We start from the raw sequence: 24996 nt of genomic DNA, 5'->3' as shown, positions 1-24996 counted from the left end.
GCTGGAGCCGGCCGGGTGCCAGGGTGCCTTGGTGGTCCGGTAGGTGAAGTTTGTCCCTTCTGTTGTGAAGTCGGCACTTTACGCCGGGTAGGAGTCCCTGTCATTTACCGGATATTTCGGTCCCAGGTAAACCCTACGCACTCTGGTCACAGCCGCGCGTCCATGGTCAAAGCGAGGGATTTCGCCACCAACCTGCGTGGCCACCTCGGCCGGCGTCAGGGACCGCACCCTCGGCTCGCTAGGCTGGGCCGCAGTCTGTTCGGGAGGAGTGCGACCGTGGCCAAGGTCGTCGTCGATGTGATGCCGAAGCGGGCGATTCTCGACCCGCAGGGTCGGGCTGTCGCCGGTGCCCTCGGCCGACTCGGGTTCGCCGGGGTCTCTGACGTACGTCAGGGGAAGCGGTTCGAGCTCGAGGTCGAGGGTGAACTCACCGAGGAGCGGCTGGCGGAGTTGCGCCGCGCCGCCGAGACCCTGCTCGCCAACACCGTGATCGAGGACTTCACCGTCCGGGTCGAGCCAGCGACGGCGCAGGCCTGACATGCGCGTCGGTGTGGTGACCTTCCCGGGTTCGCTCGACGACCGCGACGCGGCACGAGCCGTCCAGGTCGCCGGCGGCGAGGCCGTCGCGCTGTGGCACGGCGACGTCGACCTGCGCGCTGTCGACGCGGTGGTGCTGCCGGGCGGTTTCTCCTACGGCGACTATCTCCGCGCGGGTGCGATCGCCCGCTTCGCGCCCATCATGGGGCCGCTCATCGAGGCCGCGAACGCCGGACTTCCGGTGCTCGGCATCTGCAACGGCTTCCAGGTCCTCTGCGAGTCGCATCTGCTTCCCGGCGCCCTCGTCCGCAACGACAGGCGCAAGTTCGTCTGCCGCGACCAGGCACTGCGGGTCGAGAACGCCGACACCACCTGGACCAGCACCTACTCGGCCGGTCAGGAGATCGTCATCCCGCTGAAGAACGGCGAGGGGGGATATGTCGCCGACGAGGACACCCTGGACCGGCTCGAGGGTGAGGGTCGGGTCGTGGTCCGCTACCTCGGCGACAACCCCAACGGCTCCTACCGTGACATCGCCGGCATCACCAACGCCGCCGGCAACGTCGTGGGCCTGATGCCGCACCCCGAGCACGCGATCGACACGCTCACCTGCCCCACGACCGACGGGCTCGGCTTCTTCACCTCGATCCTGCGGGGCCTCGTCGCCGCCCGCTGATCCACGGCTCTCGCGATCATCTTCGGGATCATGAAGGATTTCGGGGTGTACGTCCCCGAGATCCTTCATGATCACCGAACGATCGGACGCCGCGGCGCCGGCGCCCCGGCTACTCCTTGATGGCGGCGTTCCCCGCCTTCTGCGCGGCGGCGAGCCCCTTCGCGACCGGCGTACGGCCGAGGAAGATCTCCTTCATGATCGGGTCCATCGCGGTCGCGCCGGCGTTGACCCGCGGACCGGTCGGCGCCGGGAAGGTCTTCCCGGTCGCGGCCTGCTGGAACGGCGACACGTCGACGCCCTGCTTCTTCCAGTAGTCGACGAAGCCCTGCTCCGCCGAGGTCACGCCCGGGAACGCGTACCCGCCCTCGGCGATGGGCCGCTGTCCCTCCGCTGATCCGAGCCAGGACAGCACCTTCAACGTCTCCGCCCGGTGCTTGGTCTTGGCCGAACCGACCGCGGCCACGCCGTGGACCACGCCGACGCGACCCGCGGGGCCCTCGACCATCGGCGCGAGCCCCCATTCGAACTGCGCGTTGTCCTCGATCGCCTTGAGGTTGTACGGGCCGGACTGGAACAACGCCAGCTCACCCTGCACGAACAGGTCCCGCGTCTTGTCGCCGTTCTCGTTCGTGTCCGCGGCGGAGGGGGCCACGTGCTCCTTGTTGATCAGGTCGACGACGTACTGGATCGCCTCCCGGGTCCTGGGGTTGTCGGGCGCGAACTCGTCGCCCCGCTGCCAGATCCCGCCGTTGGAGCCCACGAAGTCCCAGTAGATGGCCTGCGCGTCGATGCTGGCGTTGAACCCGAACTGCCGGATCTTGCGCGAGGTGAACCGTGGCTCGCTCGCCCGGTTGCCGACGAAGTCGACGGTGAGCTTCTGCGCTGCCGGAAGGAAGGTGTCGGACACGCCTCCGCTCGGGTCCCACTTCAACGAGGTCGGGTCGACGTCGGCCTCCTCGACGAGCTTCTTGTTGTAGAAGAGGGCGATCGAGTCCCACAGCTGCGGGACGCCCCACAGCTTGCCGTCACGGGTGTAGAGGTCGACGACCGACTGCTTCCAGCCGCCCTTCTCGGCACTGAGTTCGGTGCCGACGTCGATCAGGTTGCCGGTGTCGGCGTAGATGCCGAAGTTCGAGGTGTTGGTCCAGAAGATGTCGGAGACGGTGCCGGCGGAGACGTCGGTGGTGAGCTTGTTCCAGTAGTCGTTCCACGGGACGAGTTCGACCTTGACGTCGATGTTCTTGTTCTTCTGCTCGAACGCCTGGAACGACTTCTCGTAGGCCTTCGCCACCTGGTCGTCCCAGAGGCGGAAGGTGACCACGGTCTTGTCTGCCCCGGTGTCGTTCCCGGTGTCGCTGTCGCTGTCGCTCCCGACGGCGCAGCCGCTGGCGGCCAGGGCCAGTGCTGCGACCGCGGCCGCGGCGGCGCGGAGCCGTCGGCCATGTCGCACGGTGGATGTCCTTTCGGAGAGTGCGGGACGTGCCGCACGGTGTGAATGCTCGACTATTTCAGCCCGGTGAGCGAGATCGAGCGAACGACGTGACGTTGGAACACCACGAACACCAGCAGCAACGGCGCCATCGCCACCGTGGTCGCGGCGGTGACCAGCGTCCAGTTCCCGGAGTACTGGCTCTGCAGGCCGGCCGTGGCGACCGTGACCACCCGCCACTTGTCACTGCTGGTGATGATCAGCGGCCACAGGAAGTTGTTCCAGTGCGTGACCACGGTGATGATGACGAGCGTCGCCAGGATGGGCCGGCTCATCGGGACGACGACGTACCAGAGGGTGCGCAGGGTGCCGGCTCCGTCCAGCTTGGCGGCGCTGAGGAGGTCCTCCGGGATGCCGCGGAAGTACTCCCGCAGCAGGAAGATGGCGTACGGCGAACCGAACACGAACGGCAGCACGATCCCCCAGAACGTGTCCCGCAGGCCCGCCGTCGACATCATCGTGTACAGCGGAACCAGCGTCACGACCTGCGGCACCATCAGGGTCGCGAGGTAGATCCAGAACAGCGCGTCGCGCCCCGGGAAACGCAGCCGGGCGAACGCGTATGCCGCGCACACCGAGAACACCAGCTGGCCCACGAGCACCACGACGACCACCTGGACGGTGATGGCAAGCGGCGGCACGAAGTCGTAGCGGCCGCTGAAGAGCATGGCGTAGTTGTCCAGCGTCGACGGTGCGGGGAGGGCCAGCGCGCCCTGTGTGGCGAACTGCCGTGCGGACTTGACCGAGGTGAGGATGCTCAGCACGTACGGCGCGAGCGTCACCACCGCACCGACCGTCAGCAGCGCGTACGTCGCGGCACCTGCCAGGACGCGGCGCGGACTGCGCCCGCGACGACCGGGACGGTCCGCTCCGGTGCGCGCCGGCGCGCGGGTGGCCAGGGACGTGGCTGGTTCAGGAGAGGTCATAGGTGATCCGCCGCCGGAAGTAGAGCTGCTGGGCGACCGTGACGACGACCAGCAGGACGAACAACAACACCGCCAGCGCCGCGGCCCGCCCGAGCCGGAAGGCCTCGAACGCCTCGAAGTAGATCCGGGCGGCGATCACGTCCGTGCGGCCGGCCGGGCCTCCCCGGGTCATCGCGTACACCGTGTCGAACACCTGGAAGCTCGAGATCACGCCGGTGACCAACACGAAGAACGTCGTCGGGCGCAACAGCGGAACGGTGATCCGCCAGAAGACCTGCCGCTGGCCAGCCCCGTCGATCCTGGCCGCTTCGTACAGCTGCTCGGGAATGGCGTTCAGCCCCGCGAGGAAGAACAGCGTGACGTACCCGACCTGTGACCAGACCGCGACCGCCGCCACCGCGGGCAGCGCGAGGGTCGGACTCGACAGCCACTCGACGCGGTGCCCGATCAGCGCGTTCAACGCCCCGTCGGAGGGGTCGAAGATCCACCGCCACACCACACCGAGCGCGAGGGGCGCGCAGATCCACGGGATCACGTAGATCACCCGGAAGACCTGCGAGCCGGGCAACCGGCGGTTCAGCAGCAGCGCGGTGGCGAGTCCGAGCGCGGTCTGCACCGGGATGACGATGACCACGAAGAGCGCCGTGACCAGGACGGAGTTGCCGACGTCGGATCGGTGAGAATGTCGCGGAAGTTGGCCAGTCCGACCCAGCGGGCCGGGCTGATGAGGTCCCACTGCTGCAGGCTGAGGGCGAGCACGACGAACACCGGCAGGACCAGGAACACTGCGACGCCCAGCAGGCTCGGTGCGAGCAGGAGGTAGCCGGTCCGCGCCTCCCGTCGGGCGAGCCTGCTCACCTGCCTTCGCCTTCGGCTCACCTGGTCGACCAAGATCCGTAGGACACGCCCTAGAGGTGACCATGCCGGGTCGGGGTCATGCCGCCCGACACTCCGGGTGGGTCGGAAAACTCGGTGCGAGAACCGGTCACTCGCCGGTCAGTCGCCGGTCGGCGGTCGGTCGGCGGTCAGTCGGGGGAACGCCGCAGATAGGCGAGAACGGCGAGGACCCGCCGGTGGCCGGAGTCGTCTGGCTGCAGGTCGAGCTTGCCGAAGATGTTGCCGATGTGCTTGTGTACGGCGCGCTCGGTGACGACCAGCCGCTGCGCGATCGCGGCGTTCCCGTGCCCCTCGGCCATCAGCCCGAGGACCTCGAGCTCCCGGGGAGTCAGGACCCGCAGCGGGTCGTGCCGCCGGGTCAGCAGCTGTCCGATCACGTCCGGGTCCATCGCGGTGCCACCGGAGGCCACCCGGCGCAGGGCGTCCAGGAACTCCTGCACCCGCGCCACCCGGTCCTTGAGCAGGTAGCCCACGCCGCCGTGGCCGTCGGAGAGCAGCTCGCCGGCGTAGGTCTCCTCGACGTACTGGGAGAACACCAGGATCGGCAGGCCCGGCCGCTCCTTCCGCGCGCGGACCGCCGCGCGGATGCCCTCGTCCCGAAACGACGGCGGCAGGCGTACGTCGACGATGCACACGTCCGGCTTGTGGTCGGCGACCGCGGCGAGGAAGCCCGGCGCGTCCGCGGTGGCCGCCACCACCTCGAAGCCCGCGCTGCCGAGGACCAGGCGTAGCCCCTCCGCCAGCATCACGTTGTCCTCGGCGATCACGACCCGCATGGCAGCTCCACGAGCAGACTGGACGGACCACCGGCCGGGCTCTCGATGTGCGATGCGCCGTCGATCGCGCCGACCCGGCGGCGGATGCCCGCGACACCGGTACCCCGGCTCTCGTCGATCCCTCCGATCCCGTTGTCGCGGACCTCGACCACCAGCCGGTCGCCGTAGCGGCTGGCCCGCACGTCCGCCTCGGTCGCGGCGCTGTGCTTGGCGACGTTGGTGAGTGCCTCGGCGACGACGAAGTACGCCGCGGCCTCCACGGGGGTGGGCAGCTGGCCGAGGTCGCCGACGTCGAGGGTGGTCGGGACCGGGCAACGCGCGACCAGCGCGGCCAGGGCTCCGTCGAGCCCGCGGTCGGAGAGGATCGGCGGATACATCGTGCGGATCACCTCCCGAAGTTCCTGCATCGCCTCCTCCGCACCCACCCGCGCTTCCTGGACCAGCTTCGCCACCTCCGGGTCGTCCTTCAGCGTCTGCTCGGCCACACCGAGCCGCATCGCGATCGAGACGAGTCGGGCCTGGGTGCCGTCGTGCAGGTCGCGTTCGATCCGGCGGAGTTCGGCGTCGTGCGCGTCGACCGCGCCCGCCCGTGTCTCGGTGAGGACGTCGACCCGCGCCGCGAGTTCCTCGGCCCGCAGTTCAGCCGCGGACGGGGACAACAACCGCAGCGTCATCAGGGCCTGGCGGTGGGCGAGCCAGGGCGCTCCCCAGCACAGCAGCCAGACACAGACCGCAGTCTGGATGCCGCCGAGCAGCAGGGCGACCGGCCAGTTCGGCGGCGTCACGCCGAGCAGGGTCACGCCTCGGATGCTGCTCCAGGCGAAGGTCTGGACGATCGTGGCCGGTACGCCGAGGATCGCCGTCAACCCGACCAGGCCGGTCGCCGTGCCGACGACGAGGTGGACCAGCAGCCAGCGCACCGCACGCCAGGTGGCCCGATCGGTGAGGAGCCGCCGGATACGTGCGAGCGTCCACTCCGCGCCGAGATGGCTACTGAGGACGCGTTCGAACGACCCGGCCACACCACGTGCCCCGGTGGTTGGTCCGGGGGCCCTCACGACGGGGCTCGGCGGGACGTCCACTCCGAGCAGCGCACCGGACCGACGGCGTTCCCAGTCAGCCCAGCGGCGCACGACCTCCAGGGCGAGCGGGAACAACACCAGGCCCAGGCCGGCGATGATCGTGGTGAGCGCCGTCACGCCCAGCAACGGCAGGGCCACCATCGCGGCCATCCCGGAGGGAAGCGAGACGAAGAGGAGATCCGCCGAGCGTCGCAGACCCCGCGCCGTCCGACCGGCCATCAGCCACGCTCCTTCTGGGTGATCCAGTCCGTCCAGGTGAACCAGCTCCCTCGCACGAGCGGCGCTCGGGTCAGGTGCCCACAGTCTCCCGGGCGCGGCCGCGTCGGCGCAGTGCAGCGAGCTACACCTTATGTAAGGGACGGAGCGGTTCCGGAGACTCCCTCGCCTGTCGCGGCGGCACCAACCGGCACGTGTCCGGACATGCCGCCCGAGTGGGCCGCGCCAGGGCCCCGCGTCGACCAACTCCGCAGGTCGGCAGGGCTCCGGGGAGGCCGCGGGAGGCGGCGCTGGGTACGGTTGCCCTGTCGTACCCGCCGCGCCCGACAGGAGAACCACCCCGGTGACCGTCGACACCGTGAAGCACGCCGCGGAGAACCCCGACGTCGCGCAGCCCTACGCCGAGCTCGGGCTGAAGGACGACGAGTACGCCCGGATCCGGGAGATCCTCGGCCGTCGGCCGACCAGCTGTGAGCTGGCGATGTACTCCGTCATGTGGAGCGAGCACTGCTCCTACAAGTCCAGCAAGATCCACCTGAGCAAGTTCGGCGACCTTCCGGCCGAGACCCACCGGGGCAAGCTGCTCGCCGGGATCGGGGAGCAGGCGGGAGTCGTCGACGTCGGTGAGGGCTACGCCGTCACCTTCAAGATCGAGTCGCACAACCACCCGAGCTACGTCGAGCCCTACCAGGGCGCGGCGACCGGCGTGGGCGGCATCGTCCGCGACATCCTGGCGATGGGAGCCCGGCCGATCGCGGTGATGGACTCGCTACGGTTCGGGTCCGCCGACGCCCCCGACACCCACCGGGTGCTCCCCGGCGTGGTCGCCGGCGTGGGCGGCTACGGCAACTGCCTCGGCCTGCCCAACATCGGTGGCGAGGTCGTGTTCGATCCGTCGTACGCCGGAAACCCCCTGGTCAACGCCCTCTGCGTCGGTGTGCTGAAGCACGAGGACCTGCACCTCGCCAAGGCCGCGGGCGTCGGCAACCAGGTGATCCTCTACGGCGCGCGGACCGGTGGCGACGGCATCGGCGGCGTGTCCGTGCTGGCGAGTGAGACCTTCGACGCCGACGGCCCGGCGAAACGGCCCTCGGTGCAGGTCGGCGACCCCTTCATGGAGAAGCTGCTGATCGAGTGCACGCTGGAGCTGTTCGCGGCGGGCATCGTGGTCGGCATCCAGGACCTCGGCGGTGCCGGCCTGTCCTGCGCGACCTCCGAGCTCGCCTCGGCGGGCGAGGGCGGCATGCGGGTCTGGCTCGACCGGGTCCCCCTGCGCGACTCCTCCCTCGCGCCGGAGGAGATCCTGATGAGCGAGTCGCAGGAGCGCATGATGGCGGTCGTCACGCCCGCCGACGTCGACCGGTTCCTCGCGATCTGCGAGAAGTGGGACGTGCCCGCGACGGTGATCGGTGAGGTCGACGACTCCGGCCGGCTCACCATCGGCTGGCACGGCGAGACCGTGGTCGACGTGCCACCGCGGACCGTCGCCCACGAGGGTCCCGTCTACCACCGGCCGCTGGCCCGTCCGGACTGGCAGGACACCCTCCAGGCCGACGTTCCCGACGCGCTGCCGCGCCCCGCCTCCGCCGAGGAGCTGCGGGCGACGCTGCTGCGGCTCGTGGGCTCGAGCAACCTCGCCGACCGGTCCTGGGTCACCGACCAGTACGACCGCTACGTCCTCGGCAACACCGTGCTCGCCCAGCCCGACGACGCCGGCATGGTGCGGCTGGCCGACGACTCGACGCTCGGCGTCGCGCTCGCGACCGACTGCAACGGCCGCTTCACCAAGCTCGACCCCTACACCGGCACCCAGCTCGCGCTCGCCGAGGCCTACCGCAACGTCGCCGTGAGCGGCGCCCGCCCGCTGGCCGTGACGGACTGCCTCAACTTCGGGTCCCCGGAGGACCCGGCGGTGATGTGGCAGTTCGAGCAGGCGACGCAGGGTCTCGCGGACGCGTGCCGGATCCTCGGGCTGCCGGTGACCGGCGGCAACGTGAGTTTCTACAACCAGACCGGTGCGCAGGCGATCCTGCCGACGCCGGTCGTGGGTGTCCTCGGCGTCACCGACGACGTCACTCGCCGGGTCCGGCAGGGCTGGAGCACCCCGGGGTCCGCTCTCTACCTGCTCGGGACGACCGAGCCGGAGTTCGGCGGTTCGGAGTGGGCGCACGTCGTGCACGGGCACCTCGGTGGGCTGCCGCCGCGGGTGGATCTCGAGGCCGAACGCCGGTTGGCCGACGTCCTCGTGGACGCCGCCGCGAACGGCCTGGTGCTGGCCGCGCACGACCTGTCCGACGGGGGGCTCGCCCAGGTGCTGGTCGAGGGCAGCCTGCGCGCCGGTCACGGTGTCGAGGTCGTGCTCCCGGGGGGTGCGGACCCGTTCGTCGCGCTGTTCAGCGAGTCGGCCGCTCGTGCGGTGGTCGCGGTCGGTCCGGAGGAGGAAGCCCGCTTCGTCGAACTCTGCGAGCGCATCGGCGTGCCGGTCGCCCGGATCGGAACGGTCGGGTCCTCGGGTGCGGACGCGACGCTGAAGGTCGACGGACTCTTCGACGTACCTCTCGACGAACTCCGGACCGCCTGGGCCCGGCCACTGCCGGAGCTGTTCGAGTCCTGAGTGACGAGCGGGCCGGCGACCTGGCCCGAACGTGACGGTGGCGCCGGCTTCCTCCTCGTGGGGGGCCGGCGCCTCGCGCTGTGGTGGGTCAGCTCTCCGGGTTGTTGAACAGCCAGGAGGCGAGCAGCAGGAGCAGTCCGAGCACCAGCACGACGGCGGGTAGTGCCTGCAGGATCCCCGGCCAGGTGCGTGCCCCGGCGCGGCGCATCACGGCGATCACGGCCCAGCTGATCAGCAGGACCATGATCGCGCACGGCACGAGGAACATCAGCGAGAGCGCGAACGCCCAACCACCGGCGCGGACCGGGTCCCAGGGCAGGTTGAAGAGCCCGACCGAGAGCGTGACGATGCCGATCACCAGGCAGATGCCGACCAGCGCAGCTGCCCAGTGGTAGCCCGGCTTGGGCGCCGGAGGCGGCGGCCCGAGCGGGCGGAGCGTGGTGGGGGTAGCGGACAGATCGGGGTTGCCTGACATGGGGACTGACCTCCAAAGATCGGCACGCTGATCGTAGTCGCCGCAGGGGTCTCCGGTCACCCGCGTTACCGCCACCTCTGCGCGTCGACCGCGGGGTCCGCGACGGTCCGAGGTTGGTCCGAGGTGGTCGCGTGGCTCGGCTCGCGGAACACCCGCGGGGGAGCGGTGGCGGGTGTGACCGGTTCGGGTCGCGAACCTAGCTAGGGCCGCGTCCGAACCCGGACGATGCCGGTTGGACGTCGTACGGCCGCGTCCGTTCCGCCGCTCGTGTGCCCCACCAGATCGTGCCCTGCCAGTTCGTGCCCTGCCAGACCACGCCAGCTCGTGCCAGGAGTCGACCCATGCCCGACAGCGCCCCTTCCGTGTCCAGCAGCCCGGCCGGAGGCACCGGCCCGTCCCGCACCCTCGACCTGAGCCTCGCGCCCACGCCACCGATGGGCTGGAACAACTGGAACACCACGAACGACGGCCCGGAGTTCGACGAGGAGATGGTGCTCGCGACCGCGGACTTCTTCGTCTCCTCCGGCCTGAAGGACGCGGGGTACGAGTACGTCAACCTCGACGACTGCTGGGCGCTCCCCGAGCGCGACGAGCACGGCGACCTCGTACCCGACCCGGTCCGCTTCCCGCACGGCATCAAGGCGCTCGCCGACTACGTGCACTCCAAGGGCCTGAAGTTCGGCATCTACACCAGCGCGGGCAGCCACACCTGCAGCCCGATCGGGTTCCCGGGCGCCCTCGACCACGAGGAGCAGGACGCCCTTCTGTTCGCGTCGTACGAGGTCGACTACCTGAAGTACGACAACTGCCACAACGAGGGTCGGGACGCGGTCCAGCGGTACACCCGGATGCGCGACGCGCTCGTGGCGACGGGCCGCCCGATCGTCTACAGCATCTGCGAGTGGGGCCAGAACGACCCATGGACCTGGGCGAAGGGCGTCGGTCACCTGTGGCGGACGACCGGCGACATCTCCGACAACTGGGCGAGCCTGCTCAAGCTCACGAAGCAGAACATGGTGCTCGCGGAGTACGCCGGGCCCGGCCACTGGAACGACCCCGACATGCTGGAGGTCGGCAACGGCGGCATGACCGACACGGAGTACCGCACGCACTTCGGCCTCTGGGCCATCATGGCGGCGCCCCTGCTGATCGGCTCCGACCTGCGCAGGGTCACCCCGGAGACGATGGAGATCCTGGTCAACACCGAGGTGATCGCGGTCGACCAGGACCCGCTCGGCGTGCAGGGAGCACCGATCCGGTCCGAGGGTGGGTTGCACGTCTTCGTCAAGCCGCTGGCGGACGGCAGTCGCGCGGTGGCGTTGTTCAACGAGACCGACGAGGCGGCCGACATCTCGACCTCCGCCGCGGAGGTGGGTCTGCCGGAGGCCGCGAGCTACGAGGTACGCGACCTGTGGGCCCACACGACCGAGAAGGGCGGCGGGTCCCTCGCGCAGAACGTTCCGGCGCACGGGACCGCGCTCTACCGGGTCGTGGCAGCCGGGTAGGCCGGGGGCGCGGCCGGCCGGGGCGCGACAGGCCGGTGGGCGGACCCCGTCAGGCCGCGACCTGCACGACGAGCAGGCCGGCGACGGCGAGGAGGACCATGGCGGCCGACAGGGCTCCCTGCGCGGAGCCGGCCCACCGTTTCACCGGCCCGCGCCGAAGCGCCAGCACCAGGAGCCAGGCGACGCCGGTGGCGAGCGCCGCGAACGGCGCCGAGATGAAGGTGAGGAGGAGTGCTCCGTCGCGGCGGGTCAGGTCGCAGCCGAAACCGATTCCCTCGCACTGGCCGGTGGGCAGCGTGTCGTGCGGCCAACTCCACGCGAGCAGGGCGAGAACGGCCACGAGGTAGGGGCCGAGGACGAACGCGGTGCACCACAAGAGGCCGCTGCCCGCAGCGGTACGGCGTTCGGGAGTCATTCGGTCAGCTTCCTGGCCGGGCGCGCCAGGGGCATCCGCACGAGTACTCAACTTGTACTCATCCGGCTAGGTACGTGGTGCACCACTGCGGATTCGACCCGATCGACCTGCCTGACATCGGTTGATCCCGGCCTGACGTCGATTGATCCGAGCTGACGCGATTGACCCCCCGGTTGACCTGAATCGATCGATCAAACCGTCGCGATACGGGGGAAGGCCCGAAGGGCTGGATGACCCGGGCGGGAGGGGCCGGGACGGGACCCCTCCCGCGGGCGGGTCGCCGCGGACCTGATTCGGGTGGGGGCCCTCAGGTGCCGCAGCCTTCGCGAGCGACCATTGGGGACGGTAGGGGGGTTCAACGGCCGCTCGGCGCCGGCCACCGGTGTGTGCGGTGCGGTGACCGATATGCAAGACGCTAGTGGGTATGCGGCCCCCACCGTGGTCGACCGCGAGAAGTCTGTGGACAACTTTTACGACCGTGGGCACTCGAACATCCACGCTCGGTCACCCCATGGCCGCCTTGTGAGCCACCGCTGCGGCATCGCGCGCCGCGCTGACCAGGTGGAATGCGGGCCGGAGCGGGCGGTGTTCCACCAGACGAGAAAACCGTCGCCCGCCAGGCGAACTCGGGAATGTTCGTAAGCATGTAATCAGTTGTCGTGGTCATGACCCAGCTGACACTGCCACTGCTCTTCCTCGCCGACAGCGTTCTGCTTCCTGGCATGGTCGTGCCAGTGGAGCTGGACGGCGAACGCCGCTCCGCCGTGGACGCGGCGCGCCTGGCCGCCCAGAACGGCACAAGCGGCGACACACCTCCCCAACTTCTCGTGGTACCCCAACTCGACGGCAAGTACGGCGCCGTCGGCGCGGTGGCCGAGATCGCCCAGACCGGGCGGCTGCCCAACGGCAAGCCCGCCGTCGTCCTTCGCGCGATCGGCCGGGCCCGCGTCGGTGTCGGGGTCAACGGCCCCGGCGCGGCCCTGTGGGTCGAGGCCGACGTGCTCGACGTCCCCGCGATCGACGAACACACCCGTGAGCTCGCTCGCGAGTACAAGTCCGTCCTCGTCTCGATCCTGACCGAGCGGGGCAGCTGGCAGGTCGTCGACACCGTGCAGCGGATGAACGACCCGAGCGAGCTGGCCGACGCGGCCGGGTACGCGTCCTGGCTGGAGAACGACAAGAAGGTCCAGCTCCTCGAGACGCCGGAGACCGGCAAGCGGCTGACGCTGCTGCTCGAGTGGGCGCGTGCGCACCTGGCCGAACTCGAGGTCGCGGAGAAGATCCGCGAGGACGTCCGCGACACGATGGACAAGACACAGCGCGAGTACCTGCTGCGTCAGCAGCTCGCGGCGATCCGCAAGGAACTCGGCGACGACCCCGAGGGTGCCGACGACTACCGCACCCAGGTGGAGAAGGCCGACCTGTCGGAGAAGGTCCGCGAGGCGGCGCTTCGTGAGGTCGACAAGCTCGAACGCAGCTCCGACCAGTCGCCGGAGACCGGTTGGATCCGCACCTGGCTGGACACGATCCTCGAGCTCCCGTGGAACGTCCGTACGACCGACACCACCGACATCAGCGGGGCGCGTGAGGTCCTGGACGCCGACCACGCGGGCCTGGACGACGTGAAGGACCGGATCGTGGAGTACCTCGCGGTCCGGAGCCGGCGCGCGAACCGTGGCCTGCAGGCGGTCGGCGGTCGTGGCTCCGGCGCGGTCCTCGCCCTGGTCGGCCCGCCCGGCGTCGGCAAGACCTCCCTCGGTGAGTCCGTGGCGCGTGCCCTGGACCGGAAGTTCGTCCGGGTCGCCCTCGGCGGCGTCCGCGACGAGGCCGAGATCCGTGGTCACCGGCGTACCTACGTGGGCGCGATGGCCGGTCGCATCGTCCGCGCCATCAAGGAGGCCGGTTCGATGAACCCGGTCGTCCTGCTCGACGAGGTGGACAAGGTCGGTTCGGACTTCCGTGGCGACCCCGCCGCGGCGCTCCTGGAGGTGCTCGACCCGGCGCAGAACCACACGTTCCGCGACCACTACCTCGAGGTCGAGCTGGACCTGTCCGACGTCCTGTTCCTCGCGACCGCGAACGTCGCCGACACCATCCCGCCGGCGCTGCTGGACCGGATGGAGGTCGTCGCGCTCGACGGCTACACCGAGGACGAGAAGGTCGCCATCGCTCGGGACCACCTGCTCCCGCAGGCGCTCGAGCGGGCCGCGCTCTCGCCCGAGGACGTGACGGTCGAGGAGGAGGCGCTGCGGGCGGTCGCGGCCGACTACACCCGGGAGGCCGGCGTTCGTACCCTCGAGCGCGCGCTCGCCAAGATCCTGCGGAAGGTCGCCACGGTGCTCGCGACCGGTGCGGAGAGCGGACCTGTCACGGTCGGCGCCGCGGAGGTCAAGAAGTACCTCGGCCGGCCGAGGTTCCTGCCCGAGTCCGCTCGGGACGGCTCGACCCCGGGCGTCGCGACCGGTCTGGCCGTGACCGGTGCCGGCGGCGACGTGCTCTACGTCGAGGCCGCCACCATGGGCGGCGAGCCAGGTCTGACCCTGACCGGTCAGCTCGGCGACGTCATGAAGGAGTCCGCGCAGATCGCTCTGTCCTACCTGCGGGCCCACGGTGCGGGCCTCGGTGTGCCGGTCGGCGAACTGGCGACCAGCCGCGTGCACGTGCACGTCCCGGCCGGTGCGGTCCCGAAGGACGGACCGTCCGCGGGTGTCACGATGACCACGGCCCTGGCGTCGCTGTTGTCCGGGCGTCCGGTCCGGCCGGAGGTGAGCATGACCGGAGAGGTCTCGCTGACCGGGCGGGTGCTGCCGATCGGTGGCGTCAAGCAGAAGCTGCTGGCGGCCCACCGGGCCGGACTCACCGAGGTGATCCTGCCGAAGCGCAACGAGCCCGACCTGGACGACGTGCCCGAGGCGGTTCGCGCCGACCTGACGATCCGGCTGGCCGAGGACGTGTCGGAGGTCGTGCAGTGGGCGCTGACCCCGGCCGAGGCCAACGGCATCGAGGAGGTCGAGGTCAGCGGCACCCAGGCCGCTGTCTAATGCTTCTGTCAAGCCGCGGCGGCGGTTCGAGTGTGGCCGGCCTGGTAGGGCTTGCGCGTGCGCAGGATGGCATGCAGCACGGCTACCCGTCGTCTGGCGAGGGCGATGAGGGCCTGTTGGTGTCGTTTGCCCTCGGCTCGTTTTCGCGAGTAGTAGGCCTTGCTGACCGGGTCGACTTGGATGGCGCAGAACGCCGACCGGTAGAAGATGTGCTTGAGGGTTCTCGCGCCGCCGGAAGCTCGGCGGAGGTAGTGCATCTTGCCGGACTGCTGCAGAACCGGGGCGAGCCCGGACGCGGCCGCAAGCGCGTCGGCGCTCGGGAATCGAGCCAGGTCGCCGGCCTCAGCCAGGAATTCGGCCGTGAGGGTGGCCCCCATGCCCGGCAGGCTGAGGACGAGGGCCGCATCAGGGTGGCGGTCGAGGACGTCGCTGATCTCAGCCTCCACAGCACTGATGCGTCCTCGCGCGGTGATGGCGTCGACGGCGAACTCGCGCAAGAACTGCGCGGTCCTGGCTTCGCCAGGTACTTCCGCTCTCTGCCGCTGGGCGGCGTCGACTGCCGCGGTGGCGATGCGGGCGGCTCGGTCGCTGCGGACTCCGGCGCGACGAAGGTAGGTGAGGATGCGAGCGCGGCCGGCGCGCCGGATCTGTGCCGGTGTGGCGTAGCGGGCCAGCAGGTGCAGCTCTGCGAGGTTGGTCAGGTCGAGGGCTGCCTCGAGGCCAGGGAAGATGCCGGCGAGCATGTCGTGAGCACGGTTGATTCGACGCGTCTGTTCGGCAACCAGATCGCGTCGCCGCGCCACCAGCAGGCCGAGATCGACGGTCAGGTCGTCCTCACCGATGACCGGGCGCCAGTCGTTGCGCAGGCGCAGCTGGTCGGCGATCACCCGCGCGTCGCGAGGGTCGGACTTGTGCTCGCCGCCACGGGTGGCGTGACGGGCGCGGTTCACGGCCAGGCCGGGGACGTGCACCAAGCGGCGCTCGGCGTCGAGCAGCATCGCGGTGATCAGCCCTGCGATCCCGCCCAGCACGTCGATTCCGACCGTGACCGGGCCGTGTTCGTCGGCGATGCGGGCGAGCTCGGTGAGGAACTCGGCGATCGCCTCGGGGTCGTTGTCGACCCGCCGCGAGATCAATTCCTTCCCTGTTTCGACGACAACCACTGCGACCCAGTGGAACTCCTTGGCGATGTCTATGCCCGCCACAACCCTCACGGCGTCTCCAGTTCCTTGATGTCCTCTGGTGTGCGGCGACCCTGCTCCGCCGTCAACGCCCTACATAGCGATGGTCCGCAGCGCCTAATCAGCAGTCAGAACAAGGTGGCGGGATCGGCGGCAGAGCGGCCTGAGCCATCCGGCGGCAGCCTGATGAGGGCCATACCGATCCCGCCCGCACGCCCCGATCATTCCGGACGACCGGAGGCACCCAAAGAAGGTAGGGCCTGAAGAGTCTCGACCCGAGGGTGACCGCTCCCACCTGAGTCCCCGCTGAGGCGGTGGCCGCGCCCGGACCCCCCGTCCGGGCGCGGCCCCACCTCCCCGTCCCCCGTCTCCCCGTCCCCCGTTTGCTGGCAACGCGCCGCGCCGGTTCATCCGGCGCGGCGCGTCGCTGTCCGGCACGTCTCGGGTTCGGCGCGCTGCGCGCCGGGTCCCGGTGCGGACCGAACGCCGTCGTCCGGGGCAGAGCCACGGTGGTGGTCGTCCCGTGGGTACCCCGGACCGGCCACCGGCACGATCCCGGCGCTCAGGGCGACCTGGAGAGCGCCGGGAACGCCGGCGGATCATGGTTCCCGGGTTAGAGCATGGCGGCTCGTGCGGCCGAAAAGGATCAGTGCGGCTACTCAGGTTGATCGACGCTACGACTCAGGTAGCGATCACCGGACCCAGGCGCGATCACCGCACCCAGGTTCGATGACCGGACTCGGGTGTACGAACGGTCCCCGTCCGCCGCGGGCTCAGCGAACCGGAGCCAGCAGGAGGGTCGGTATCCCCAACGCCAGCAGGGGAAGGGCGACCACCGCCGTCGCGAGCAGCGCCCGGTCGCGGGCCGACCACAGCCGGGCCCGCGTACGCCGCAGCAGCAGCGTGAGGGCCAGCGCCACGACGAACGTCCCGGCCGCGGCCGGACCCGCCACGCTCACCCAGTCGAGCATCCCGCGCGTGCTCACCGGAGCGTCGAAGCCGCCCCGGAGGAAGGTGATGCCCGCCCGCGCGGCGAGGAAGACGACGAAGATGCCGGCGACGTACCCGGCGGTGCTTCCGACGTCGGTGGCGAGCGGCGCTGGACCAGCGCGGTGCCTGGGCGGTCCGGGGCTCATGCGAATCAGACTGCATCAGCAATCGCGAACTGTCTCGGATACGCCGGGCGGCTGACGGATCCCGCTGACCATCACCGGAAGGTAGCTCTTCGCGGCGACTTGCGGACGACGTGCGCCCGAAGGCCCCGCGCCTACTGTCGTGGAAACGAAACGGAGGCGAGGCTGGTGAGGGTGGACGCGCTTGCGCTGTTCTGGGACGACGCCTGGTATCGCGATGTGACGGCATTCGCCGCGCACACACCCGACTGGCTGCGAGGCGTGATCGCGACCGGGACGGACGCCGCCCTGCTGGTGCCCGTGTTCCTCGCCGTCCTCACCTAGTGGAGATCACGCCGTGGCTCCTCCCGCGGCGTCGTGCTCGCCCTGCTGGTGCCGGTGGCCACCCTGGCCGCCGTCCTCCTCAGCGAGATCCTCAAGTCGCTGGTCCGTGAGGAACGGCCCTGCCGGGCGATCGCCGACGTGGTCACGCTCGTGGCCTGTCCGGCCAGTGGGGACTGGTCCTTCCCGAGCAACCACGCGACCGTGGCGGCCGCGTCCACCATGGGCCTGGTCCTCGCGTGGCGGATGCTCGCCCTCCTGATCGTGCCGATCGGAGTGGCCCTGGCGTTCTCCCGGGTGTACGTCGGCGTGCACTATCCACACGACGTCCTCGCGGGCGTGCTGCTCGGCGCCGGTATGAGCCTGCTCCTCGCCTGGGCGTTCGCGCGTCCGCTGACCCGGGCGGTCGACCGGCTGCGGACCCGACCGGTGCTCGGCGTCCTGCTGGCCTCCACCTCAGGACCTGGGCCAGGGCCGGGGCCGGCAGGTCAGGCCGTGTCCAAGCCGCGCTGGCCGGCCTGAACGACGAACTTCCGGTCGGCTCGGACCGTGGCGTCGGGGTCGCCGACGCGGGAGGCCACCCTCAGCGTGGCGAGCAGGCGCTGGCGGTCGACGTCGCAGACGACGTAGCCGCGCCGGGCGTCGCCGTACTTCCAGTAGGGCGACTCCGCGATGATCCGGTCCCACTGTCGGTGCCAGGCGGCCTGGTCCTGGTCCCCGCCGGAGGTCATCGACGTACCCACGATCTCCGTCGCGACCACCGGCGAGTCCGGTACGTCGAAGTCGCGTTCCAGGTCGCACACCATCGTGAAGTGCCGGTCACCGGAGAGCACGACGGGGTTGGCGACCCGGGGAGCTCCGAGTGCCTTCAGCAGTCGTGCGCGCTGGGCCTGGAAGCCGTCCCACGGATCGGCCCAAAGATGCTGCTCCGGGCCGGCCCTGCGGTCGGTGCGGGCCATTGGAACCTGGTTCGCGAGCAGGTTCCACAGCTGCCGGCCGCCGTTCAGGCCGTCGAGGAGCCAGCGCTCCTGCGCGGCGCCGGTCATCGTCCGGTCCGGGTCGGTGTAGTCGCGGGGGCTCTTCGCGCGGGGACTACGGTGCTGCCGCGTGTCCAGGACGTGGATCCGGGCCAGGTCGCCCCACTGGAAACGCCGGTGGGCGGCGATCCCACCGGCGCGCGGAGCCGCGGTCCGGCGTACCGGGGTGTGCTCGTACCACGCGCGCAACGCCGCCGCCCGGCGGGCGCGGAACGACGTCGGCGACTCCTTCCGCGGGTCGCGCGGCTGGTCGCCGGACCAGTCGTTGGCGACCTCGTGGTCGTCGAAGGTCACGATCCAGGGGCAGCTCGCGTGCGCGGCGCGCAGGTCCGGGTCCGCCTTGTACTGCGCGTACCGGTTGCGATAGTCGGCCAGGGTGCGCGCTTCGCCCTCGCCCTGGTGGCGCCGCACGCCCTTCGTGAGCGGCTTGGTCTCGTAGATGTAGTCCCCGAGGAACGCCACGAAGTCGAGGTCCTGCTCGGCGAGGTCGCGGTGTGCGACGAAGTAGCCCTCCTGGTAGTGCTGGCACGACGCCACCGCGACCCGGAGCCGTTCGGGTCGGGCGTGCCGGGCCGGAGCCGTGCGGGTACGCCCGACCGGCGAGATCTCCCGGCCGGCACGGAACCGGTAGAAGTACTCCCGGCCCGGCAGTAGTCCCTCGGGCTCGACGTGCACCGAGTGCGCTTCACCCGGTCGGGCGAGCGCGGTCCCGGCCGCGACGACCCGGGTGAAGCGCTCGTCGTTCGCGACCTGCCACTGCACCGAAACGGCCTGGTCGGGCATCCCGCCGCCGTGCAGCGGCTCCGGCGCGAGCCGGGTCCACAGGACCACGGAGTCCGGCCACGGCTCGCCGGAGGCGACACCGAGTCGGAACGGGTCGGACGGTACGCCGCCGGCCGGGAGGGCGCTGAGGCTTCGTCGGGCCGACGCTCCGGCGAAGGCGCTGGACCGGGGGAGCGCGGAGGGCGTCGGGGTGCCGCCTGCCGCGGCGTTCGGCGTGGTGTGCGGCGCGCCGTGCGCGGCCGCCCGGTCGGTGAACAGCACCCCGGCGGTCACCCCGCCGAACGCCGTCAGCATCCGGCGACGGGAGAGCTTCTTCGCGTCTTGCTCGGAGTGGTGGGACACACGGACTCCTGACGACGGCCGGGCTCGAACTCTCGACGGAGCAGGGCATCTCGACGGTCCCCAACGCGCCCGAACACCGTCCGGCCCGTAGGTGACCCCCGATCAGGTCCTGGATGAACTCCGAACGGCCCGTGCCGTCCGGTCGCGTGGCGGTGTCCTGGCCAGCACTGGGAGACCTACCTCCGTAGGCCTGCGACTAAGCTCGTTCGGTGCCAGCACGTCTGCGACCCGCCGATCCTGCGGAGGCGGCGGCCGCCCTCGCCCGTGTCCTCGCTGCGCTCGACGCCGGAGACCGGCCCGAGCCCGACGACCTGCGGCTGGTCGTACGCGATTCGCTCGCCCTTCTGCTCGCGCGGGCGCCCGGACGCTCGGTCGAGGTGCGGGTGCCGCCCTACGCCGCGATCCAGTGCGTGCCCGGTCCGCGCCACACCAGGGGCACGCCGCCGGGCGTGGTGGAGACCGATCCGGTGACCTGGGTACTCCTCAGCTCGGGCCGGATGAGCTGGGAGGACGCGCGCGGTTCGGGTGCGCTGAGGGCGAGCGGCGAGCGCTCCGACCTGTCGACCTACCTCCCGCTGCGGCCCGGTGGCGACCGTGCCGACGCCTCCTCCGAGAGCGGTCGCTGACGGGTCCCGACGCCGCCGCGGCGAGCGCGAAAAAAACTGCGGAAGAATCTTGGCGGAGAGGGAACCGACCAATGGGCACCCCCGTCTGATCCTCGGTGGTCCGAAGCCATCTGGAAAAGCCCTCGCGATACCCCCCGACGCGGGGGTTTTTCCATGCCCTCCTTCCGCCGCCCCGGCCAGCCCCGGGTTCGAGGCGCTGTCGGTGTCCTCCGCTACGGTCGGCGAAGTGATGTCCCAGCAGCCCGAGGAGCCCTCCGGCGCCGTGCGCCAGGAGGCCGACCGCCACCTGCGCCGCCTGGTGGGGCGCGACGACGCCGACTTCCGCGATGGCCAGTGGGAGGCGATCGAGGCGCTGGTCGCCCACCGGCGACGCGTCCTGGTCGTCCAGCGGACAGGGTGGGGCAAGTCGGCCGTCTACTTCGTCGCGACCGCCCTGCGGCGCGCCCAGGGCGCCGGACCCACGCTGATCGTCTCCCCGCTGCTCGCGCTGATGCGCGACCAGGTGGCCGCGGCCGAGCGGGCGGGCATCCGCGCGGTCACCATCAACTCCGCGAACGCCCAGGAATGGGACGACATCCTGAAGGCGCTCGCCGCCGATGAGGTCGACGTCCTCCTGGTGAGTCCGGAGCGGCTCAACAACCCCCGCTTCCGCGCCGAGCAGCTCCCCGATCTGGCCGCCCGCACCGGCCTGCTCGTCGTCGACGAGGCGCACTGCGTCTCCGACTGGGGCCATGACTTCCGGCCCGACTACCGGCGCATCCGTGACCTGTTGGCCGAGCTGCCCGCCGACACCCCGGTCCTGGGCACGACCGCCACCGCCAACGCCCGCGTGGTCGCCGACGTGGCCGAGCAGCTCGGCGGCGGTGAGGTCCTGACCCTGCGCGGCCCGCTGGCCCGCGACAGTCTGCGCCTCGGCGTCCTCCGGCTCCCCACCGCCGCGCAGCGGCTCGCCTGGCTGGCCTCCCACCTGGACGACCTGCCGGGCAGCGGCATCGTCTACACCCTCACCGTCTCCGCCGCCGAGGACGTCGCGAGTCTGCTCAGGGACGCCGGCCACGCGGTGCGCTCCTACACCGGACGCACCGACGACGCCGAACGCCGCGACGCGGAGGAGGCGCTCCGCCGCAACGAGGTGAAGGCGCTGGTGGCCACCTCCGCCCTCGGTATGGGCTTCGACAAGCCCGACCTCGGCTTCATCGTCCACCTCGGCGCGCCCTCGTCCCCGATCGCCTACTACCAGCAGATCGGCCGCGCCGGCCGGGCCACCGACCGTGCCGACGTCCTGCTGCTCCCCGGCGTCGAGGACGCCGACATCTGGCACTACTTCGCGACCACGTCGATGCCACGCCAGGAGCAGGCCGACTCCGTCCTGGCCGCCCTGGGCGACGCCGGCAGGCCACTGTCCACCGCCGCCCTGGAGGCCGTCGTCGACGTCCGCCGGACTCGCCTCGAGCTGCTGCTGAAGGTGCTCGACGTCGAGGGGGCTGTGCTCCGGGTCTCCGGTGGCTGGCAGGCGACCGGTCAGCCGTGGGTCTACGACGCGGAGCGCTACTCCCGCGTCGCCCAGACACGCGACGCGGAGGCGAAGTCGATGCTCGCCTTCGAGACGACCGACGGGTGCCGGATGGCCTACCTCCAGCGCGCCCTCGACGATCCGACCGCCACCGACTGTGGCCGCTGCGACCGGTGTGCCGAAGCGTGGTACTCCACCGACGTTCCTGCCGGGGCGCAGGACGCCGCGGCCGGGAAGCTCGCGCAGGTCGGCGTCGAGATCGAGCCACGCGCCATGTGGCCGAGCGGCATGGACCGGCTCGGCGTCCCCGTCCGCGGCAAGATCCGGCCGGAGGAACGCGCGGAGGTCGGGCGTGCGGTGGCGCGGTTGACCGACCTCGGATGGGGCCAGCGACTCCGCTCACTCCTCGCGCCCGGGAGCGAGGACCAGCCAGCCCCCGACGCCGTCCTCACCGCCTGCGTCGACGTCCTCCGCACCTGGGACTGGGCGCACCGACCCGCCGGTGTGGTGCTGCTCGGTTCCAGGCAGCGCCCGCGGCTGGTCTCCTCGGTCGCGGAGGGGCTGGCGCGCATCGGCCGGCTCCCGCTGCTCGGGGCGGTCGAGCCGGTGGGTGGCGGACCGACGGGTTCGCCCGGCGGCAACAGCGCGTTCCGGCTCGCCGGAGTCTGGGAACGCCTCGGGGTCGGGGCGGAGCTGCGCGACGCACTGGCCGGGCTGCGCGCCGAGTTCGGGGAAGCCCCGCCGGTGCTGCTGGTCGACGACCTGGTCGACTCGCGGTGGACCGTCACCGTGGCGGCACGGGCACTGCGGCAGGCGGGGGCGGGCGACGTCCTGCCCTTCGCCCTCGCCATGGCCGGCTGATCGAGGTCCGACGCCCCGATCAGCGACCAGGCTTCAGCGACAAGCGCCCGAGCGCTCAGGCGGCGACGGGCTCGGCCTCGGCGGCCTTGACCTCGGCCCGCTCGGCCCGGTAGGCCCGCAGCGACCACGCGATGGCGCCGGCCCAGACGACCGCGATGACGATGTAGGAAGCCGTGCGGACGGCGAACGAGGCGTTCAGGAAGTCGGAGTTCAGGATCGTCCGTACGTTCGTCAGGACGATCAGGCCACCGACGAGCGATCCGAGAATGCGACTCGGGATGTGTCGGACCAGCCAGGCGGCGATCGGCGCGGCGATCAGGCCACCGAGCAGAAGCGCGATGACGCCGCCGACCGGGATGCCCTCGCCCCCGAGGCCGATGAGGAAACCGATGCTGGCGGCCACGGCGACCAGGAACTCACTGGTGTCGACCGAGCCGATGACCTTGCGCGGCTCCATCCGCCCGCTGGCGAGCAGGGCCGGCGTCGCGACCGGCCCCCAGCCGCCGCCACCGGTGGAGTCGACGAAGCCGGCGAAGACGCCGAGCGGGGCGAGGAAGCGCTTCCGGACCGGCTTGCCGAGGCGGCCACGCGGCGTCCCCCAGGCGGTGAACCGGATGAGGATGTAGACGCCGAGGGCGAGCAGGATGCCCGACATGATCGGCGCGGCGCTGTCGGTGGACAGTGAGCTCAGGAACGTCGCCCCGGCGAAGGAGCCGATCGCGCCGGGCACGGCGATCCGGAAGACGACCTTCCAGTCGACGTTGCCGAACTTCCAGTGCGAGGCGCCGGACACGAGGGTCGTGCCGATCTCGGCCAGGTGAACCGTCGCCGACGCGGCCGCCGGTGCGGCGCCGGTGGCGAGGAGCAGGGTCGTCGAGGTGACGCCGTACGCCATACCGAGACTGCCGTCCACGAGCTGGGCGGCCAGCCCGACGATCGCGAGAAGCACGAGCTTGCGCACGTCCCCACCCTTCCCATATTTCCTATCGCCTGAGTAGAGAAGAAGGCTAGAAGTTGGGACCCGGATCAGGCGAAGGTCTGTCCACATGTGGAGACAGACGGGCGTACCGGGAACGGCGTACGCTTCCGGATCGTGACCGAACTTGACGCAGCTGAGGCAGTTCGCGCGGTTCTCCCGGGCGTCCGCGAGGCGCTCGAAGGGTTGATCCGCATCCCGTCGATCAGCGCCGACCCCGGCGCCGCCGCTGACGTACGCCGCACCGCCGAGGTGACCGCCGAACTCTTCCGCGCCGAAGGGGCGACCGGCGTCGAAATCCTCGAGGTCGAAGGCGGCAAACCGGCCGTGGTGGCGCACTTCCCCGCGCCGGAGGGTCAGCCCACGGTCCTGCTCTACGCCCACCACGACGTCCAGCCGACGGGTGACCCGGCGCAGTGGACCAGCCCGCCGTTCGAGCCGACCGAGCGTGACGGACGTCTCTACGGTCGGGGTGCCGCCGACGACAAGGTGGGCATCGCGCTCCATCTCGGCGCGATCCGGGCCTACCAGGGCAGGCCACCGGTCGGTGTCACGATCTTCGTCGAGGGCGAGGAGGAGATCGGGTCGCCGGCCCTCGGCACCTTCCTGGAGCGTTACCGCGACCAGCTCGCCGCCGATGTCATCGTGCTCGCCGACGCGGCCAACTTCGACGTCGGCGTTCCCGCGCTCACCACGACGCTACGCGGCCTGGCCGACTGCGTGGTGGAGGTGCGGGCGCTCGACCACGGTGTGCACTCCGGTGTCTATGGCGGAGCAGCCCCCGACGCGCTCACCGCGCTGTGCCGGCTCCTCGCGAGCCTGCACGACGAGGCCGGAAACGTCGCGATCGAAGGGCTCGGGCGGGCACCGGCTCCCACCGTCGACTACCCCGAGGAGCGCTTCCGGGCGGAGGCGTCCGTGCTCGACGGAGTCCAGCTGCTCGGGACCGGGACCATCTCCGAGCGCATCTGGTCCGCCCCGACGGCTACCGTCCTCGCGATCGACACGACCAGGGTCGCCGACGCGTCCAACACACTGATCCCGGTCGCCCGCGCGAAGGTCAGCGTGCGGGTGGCGCCGGGCGACGACGCCTCGAAGGCCCTGGACGCGCTCATGGAGCACCTGCGTTCCCACGCGCCGTGGGGCGTCCAGGTCGCCGTGACACCCGGCGACGTCGGGCAGCCCTACACCGCGAACGCGGAGGGCCCGGTCTACGACGCGGCCCGGGAAGCCTTCGCGCAGGTGTGGGGACGGGAGTCGGTCGACGTCGGAATCGGCGGCTCGATCCCGTTCATCGCGGAGTTCGCCGACACCTTCCCGGCGGCGGCGATCCTGGTGACCGGCGCGGCGGACCCGCACAGCCGGGCCCACGGCACGGACGAGAGCCTGCACCTCGGCGACTTCGAGAAGGCCTGCGTGGCGGAGACGCTCCTGCTCGCCAAGCTCGCGAACCGCTAGGGCAAGCTCCGCGGCGTCGTCACCCTCGCGGCGTCGTCACCACCGCGAGCGTCGGAACGAAGGCCGACCCTGTCCGTATCGTGACGTGTTCGCCGTACGCCGGAAGAACCACTGCT

General features: G+C 71.1%; 22 protein-coding genes. 10 read left to right on the top strand and 12 right to left on the bottom strand.

The window, feature by feature from the left end:
* The first annotated feature begins 276 nt into the window (after positions 1-276).
* Together purS and purQ are read left to right on the top strand one after the other, a co-directional pair.
* Positions 277-537 carry a phosphoribosylformylglycinamidine synthase subunit PurS gene (gene purS / locus HEB94_RS51920; RefSeq protein WP_192755709.1) on the top strand — a complete coding sequence of 87 codons (261 nt, stop codon included), beginning with the start codon at positions 277-279 and terminating at the stop codon, positions 535-537.
* 1 nt (position 538) lies between these two features.
* Positions 539-1213: a phosphoribosylformylglycinamidine synthase subunit PurQ gene (purQ, locus tag HEB94_RS46230; protein WP_192755708.1), complete on the top strand. Its 675-nt coding sequence runs from the start codon at positions 539-541 to the stop codon at positions 1211-1213.
* 109 nt (positions 1214-1322) lie between these two features.
* Here the strand turns inward: purQ and HEB94_RS46225 are convergent, their stop codons facing one another.
* The 6 genes from HEB94_RS46225 to HEB94_RS46205 all read right to left on the bottom strand — a co-directional run bounded on the left by HEB94_RS46225 (position 1323) and on the right by HEB94_RS46205 (position 6602).
* Complete coding sequence (locus HEB94_RS46225) at positions 1323-2663, bottom strand: extracellular solute-binding protein (RefSeq protein WP_192755707.1); 1341 nt, start codon at positions 2661-2663, stop codon at positions 1323-1325.
* Between the two features lie 53 nt (positions 2664-2716).
* Positions 2717-3628 carry a carbohydrate ABC transporter permease gene (locus HEB94_RS46220; protein ID WP_192755706.1) on the bottom strand — a complete coding sequence of 304 codons (912 nt, stop codon included), beginning with the start codon at positions 3626-3628 and terminating at the stop codon, positions 2717-2719.
* Positions 3615-4244, bottom strand: a complete 630-nt coding sequence (locus HEB94_RS46215) for a carbohydrate ABC transporter permease (RefSeq protein ID WP_337918446.1) — start codon at positions 4242-4244, stop codon at positions 3615-3617. Before HEB94_RS46215 ends, HEB94_RS46220 begins: the two co-directional genes overlap by 14 nt.
* The gene (locus tag HEB94_RS54035; RefSeq protein WP_337918445.1) at positions 4205-4486 is read right to left on the bottom strand and encodes a hypothetical protein; all 282 of its coding nucleotides are present in this window, start codon (positions 4484-4486) and stop codon (positions 4205-4207) included. The genes HEB94_RS46215 and HEB94_RS54035 overlap by 40 nt, the downstream gene beginning before the upstream one ends.
* A 167-nt stretch (positions 4487-4653) precedes the next feature.
* The gene (locus HEB94_RS46210) at positions 4654-5301 is read right to left on the bottom strand and encodes a response regulator transcription factor (RefSeq protein WP_192755705.1); all 648 of its coding nucleotides are present in this window, start codon (positions 5299-5301) and stop codon (positions 4654-4656) included.
* Complete coding sequence (locus tag HEB94_RS46205; RefSeq protein ID WP_192755704.1) at positions 5289-6602, bottom strand: sensor histidine kinase; 1314 nt, start codon at positions 6600-6602, stop codon at positions 5289-5291. The genes HEB94_RS46210 and HEB94_RS46205 overlap by 13 nt, the downstream gene beginning before the upstream one ends.
* 340 nt (positions 6603-6942) lie before the next feature.
* On the opposite strand from HEB94_RS46205, the gene purL reads away from it, so the two are divergent.
* The gene (gene purL, locus HEB94_RS46200; protein WP_192755703.1) at positions 6943-9213 is read left to right on the top strand and encodes a phosphoribosylformylglycinamidine synthase subunit PurL; all 2271 of its coding nucleotides are present in this window, start codon (positions 6943-6945) and stop codon (positions 9211-9213) included.
* Between the two features lie 88 nt (positions 9214-9301).
* Here the strand turns inward: purL and HEB94_RS46195 are convergent, their stop codons facing one another.
* Positions 9302-9688, bottom strand: a complete 387-nt coding sequence (locus HEB94_RS46195; RefSeq protein WP_192755702.1) for a hypothetical protein — start codon at positions 9686-9688, stop codon at positions 9302-9304.
* A 341-nt stretch (positions 9689-10029) separates the two neighbouring features.
* Between HEB94_RS46195 and HEB94_RS46190 the strand changes: the two genes are divergently transcribed.
* Positions 10030-11193, top strand: coding sequence for a glycoside hydrolase family 27 protein (locus tag HEB94_RS46190; RefSeq protein WP_192755701.1), 1164 nt, complete (start codon positions 10030-10032; stop codon positions 11191-11193).
* Between the two features lie 49 nt (positions 11194-11242).
* Here the strand turns inward: HEB94_RS46190 and HEB94_RS46185 are convergent, their stop codons facing one another.
* The gene (locus HEB94_RS46185) at positions 11243-11608 is read right to left on the bottom strand and encodes a hypothetical protein (protein WP_192755700.1); all 366 of its coding nucleotides are present in this window, start codon (positions 11606-11608) and stop codon (positions 11243-11245) included.
* A gap of 665 nt (positions 11609-12273) precedes the next feature.
* On the opposite strand from HEB94_RS46185, the gene lon reads away from it, so the two are divergent.
* Positions 12274-14649, top strand: a complete 2376-nt coding sequence (gene lon / locus HEB94_RS46180) for an endopeptidase La (protein WP_192755699.1) — start codon at positions 12274-12276, stop codon at positions 14647-14649.
* Positions 14650-14657: 8 nt separating this feature from the next.
* On the opposite strand, the gene HEB94_RS46175 is transcribed toward lon, so the two are convergent.
* Positions 14658-15863 (bottom strand): IS110 family RNA-guided transposase, encoded by a 1206-nt coding sequence (locus tag HEB94_RS46175; RefSeq protein WP_192752052.1) that lies wholly within the window; start codon positions 15861-15863, stop codon positions 14658-14660.
* A 740-nt stretch (positions 15864-16603) separates the two neighbouring features.
* Positions 16604-16966: a hypothetical protein gene (locus HEB94_RS46170; RefSeq protein WP_192755698.1), complete on the bottom strand. Its 363-nt coding sequence runs from the start codon at positions 16964-16966 to the stop codon at positions 16604-16606.
* 171 nt (positions 16967-17137) lie between these two features.
* Here HEB94_RS46170 and HEB94_RS46165 point away from each other — a divergent pair, with 171 nt between their 5' ends.
* Both HEB94_RS46165 and HEB94_RS46160 read left to right on the top strand, forming a co-directional pair.
* Entirely contained in the window at positions 17138-17287 is a 150-nt protein-coding gene (locus HEB94_RS46165) for a hypothetical protein (protein ID WP_192755697.1), read from the top strand.
* A 33-nt stretch (positions 17288-17320) separates the two neighbouring features.
* Positions 17321-17806 (top strand): phosphatase PAP2 family protein, encoded by a 486-nt coding sequence (locus HEB94_RS46160; protein ID WP_192755696.1) that lies wholly within the window; start codon positions 17321-17323, stop codon positions 17804-17806.
* On the opposite strand, the gene HEB94_RS46155 is transcribed toward HEB94_RS46160, so the two are convergent.
* On the bottom strand, positions 17773-19446 hold the full coding sequence (locus tag HEB94_RS46155; protein ID WP_337918442.1) for an alkaline phosphatase D family protein: 1674 nt from the start codon (positions 19444-19446) through the stop codon (positions 17773-17775). The genes HEB94_RS46160 and HEB94_RS46155 overlap by 34 nt on opposite strands.
* Positions 19447-19655: 209 nt before the next feature.
* On the opposite strand from HEB94_RS46155, the gene HEB94_RS46150 reads away from it, so the two are divergent.
* Positions 19656-20072, top strand: coding sequence for a sterol carrier family protein (locus HEB94_RS46150; RefSeq protein WP_192755695.1), 417 nt, complete (start codon positions 19656-19658; stop codon positions 20070-20072).
* Positions 20073-20301: 229 nt separating this feature from the next.
* Entirely contained in the window at positions 20302-22446 is a 2145-nt protein-coding gene (locus HEB94_RS46145; protein ID WP_192757118.1) for a RecQ family ATP-dependent DNA helicase, read from the top strand.
* A 55-nt stretch (positions 22447-22501) separates the two neighbouring features.
* Here HEB94_RS46145 and HEB94_RS46140 read toward each other — a convergent pair whose 3' ends face one another.
* Positions 22502-23407 (bottom strand): TSUP family transporter, encoded by a 906-nt coding sequence (locus HEB94_RS46140; protein ID WP_192755694.1) that lies wholly within the window; start codon positions 23405-23407, stop codon positions 22502-22504.
* Between the two features lie 132 nt (positions 23408-23539).
* Between HEB94_RS46140 and HEB94_RS46135 the strand changes: the two genes are divergently transcribed.
* Positions 23540-24880 (top strand): M20/M25/M40 family metallo-hydrolase, encoded by a 1341-nt coding sequence (locus HEB94_RS46135; RefSeq protein WP_192755693.1) that lies wholly within the window; start codon positions 23540-23542, stop codon positions 24878-24880.
* The last annotated feature ends 116 nt before the right edge of the window (positions 24881-24996 follow it).

It is taken from the genome of Actinopolymorpha pittospori, assembly GCF_014873875.1.
Classification (GTDB): Bacteria; Actinomycetota; Actinomycetes; order Propionibacteriales; family Actinopolymorphaceae; genus Actinopolymorpha; species Actinopolymorpha pittospori.
Note: the sequence above shows the minus strand (reverse complement) of the source record. Positions and strands in the feature narration are given on the sequence as shown.

Bases quoted from the DNA above. Each gene is read 5' to 3' on its own strand.
- HEB94_RS46220 (WP_192755706.1), bottom strand. From the start codon at position 3,628: ATGACCTCTCCTGAACCAGCCACGTCCCTGGCCACCCGCGCGCCGGCG.
- lon (WP_192755699.1), top strand. From the start codon at position 12,274: ATGACCCAGCTGACACTGCCACTGCTCTTCCTCGCCGACAGCGTTCTG.
- HEB94_RS46205 (WP_192755704.1), bottom strand. From the start codon at position 6,602: ATGGCCGGTCGGACGGCGCGGGGTCTGCGACGCTCGGCGGATCTCCTC.
- HEB94_RS46170 (WP_192755698.1), bottom strand. From the start codon at position 16,966: ATGAGCCCCGGACCGCCCAGGCACCGCGCTGGTCCAGCGCCGCTCGCC.
- HEB94_RS46190 (WP_192755701.1), top strand. From the start codon at position 10,030: ATGCCCGACAGCGCCCCTTCCGTGTCCAGCAGCCCGGCCGGAGGCACC.
- HEB94_RS46185 (WP_192755700.1), bottom strand. From the start codon at position 11,608: ATGACTCCCGAACGCCGTACCGCTGCGGGCAGCGGCCTCTTGTGGTGC.
- purQ (WP_192755708.1), top strand. From the start codon at position 539: ATGCGCGTCGGTGTGGTGACCTTCCCGGGTTCGCTCGACGACCGCGAC.
- HEB94_RS46145 (WP_192757118.1), top strand. From the start codon at position 20,302: ATGTCCCAGCAGCCCGAGGAGCCCTCCGGCGCCGTGCGCCAGGAGGCC.
- HEB94_RS46210 (WP_192755705.1), bottom strand. From the start codon at position 5,301: ATGCGGGTCGTGATCGCCGAGGACAACGTGATGCTGGCGGAGGGGCTA.
- HEB94_RS46195 (WP_192755702.1), bottom strand. From the start codon at position 9,688: ATGTCAGGCAACCCCGATCTGTCCGCTACCCCCACCACGCTCCGCCCG.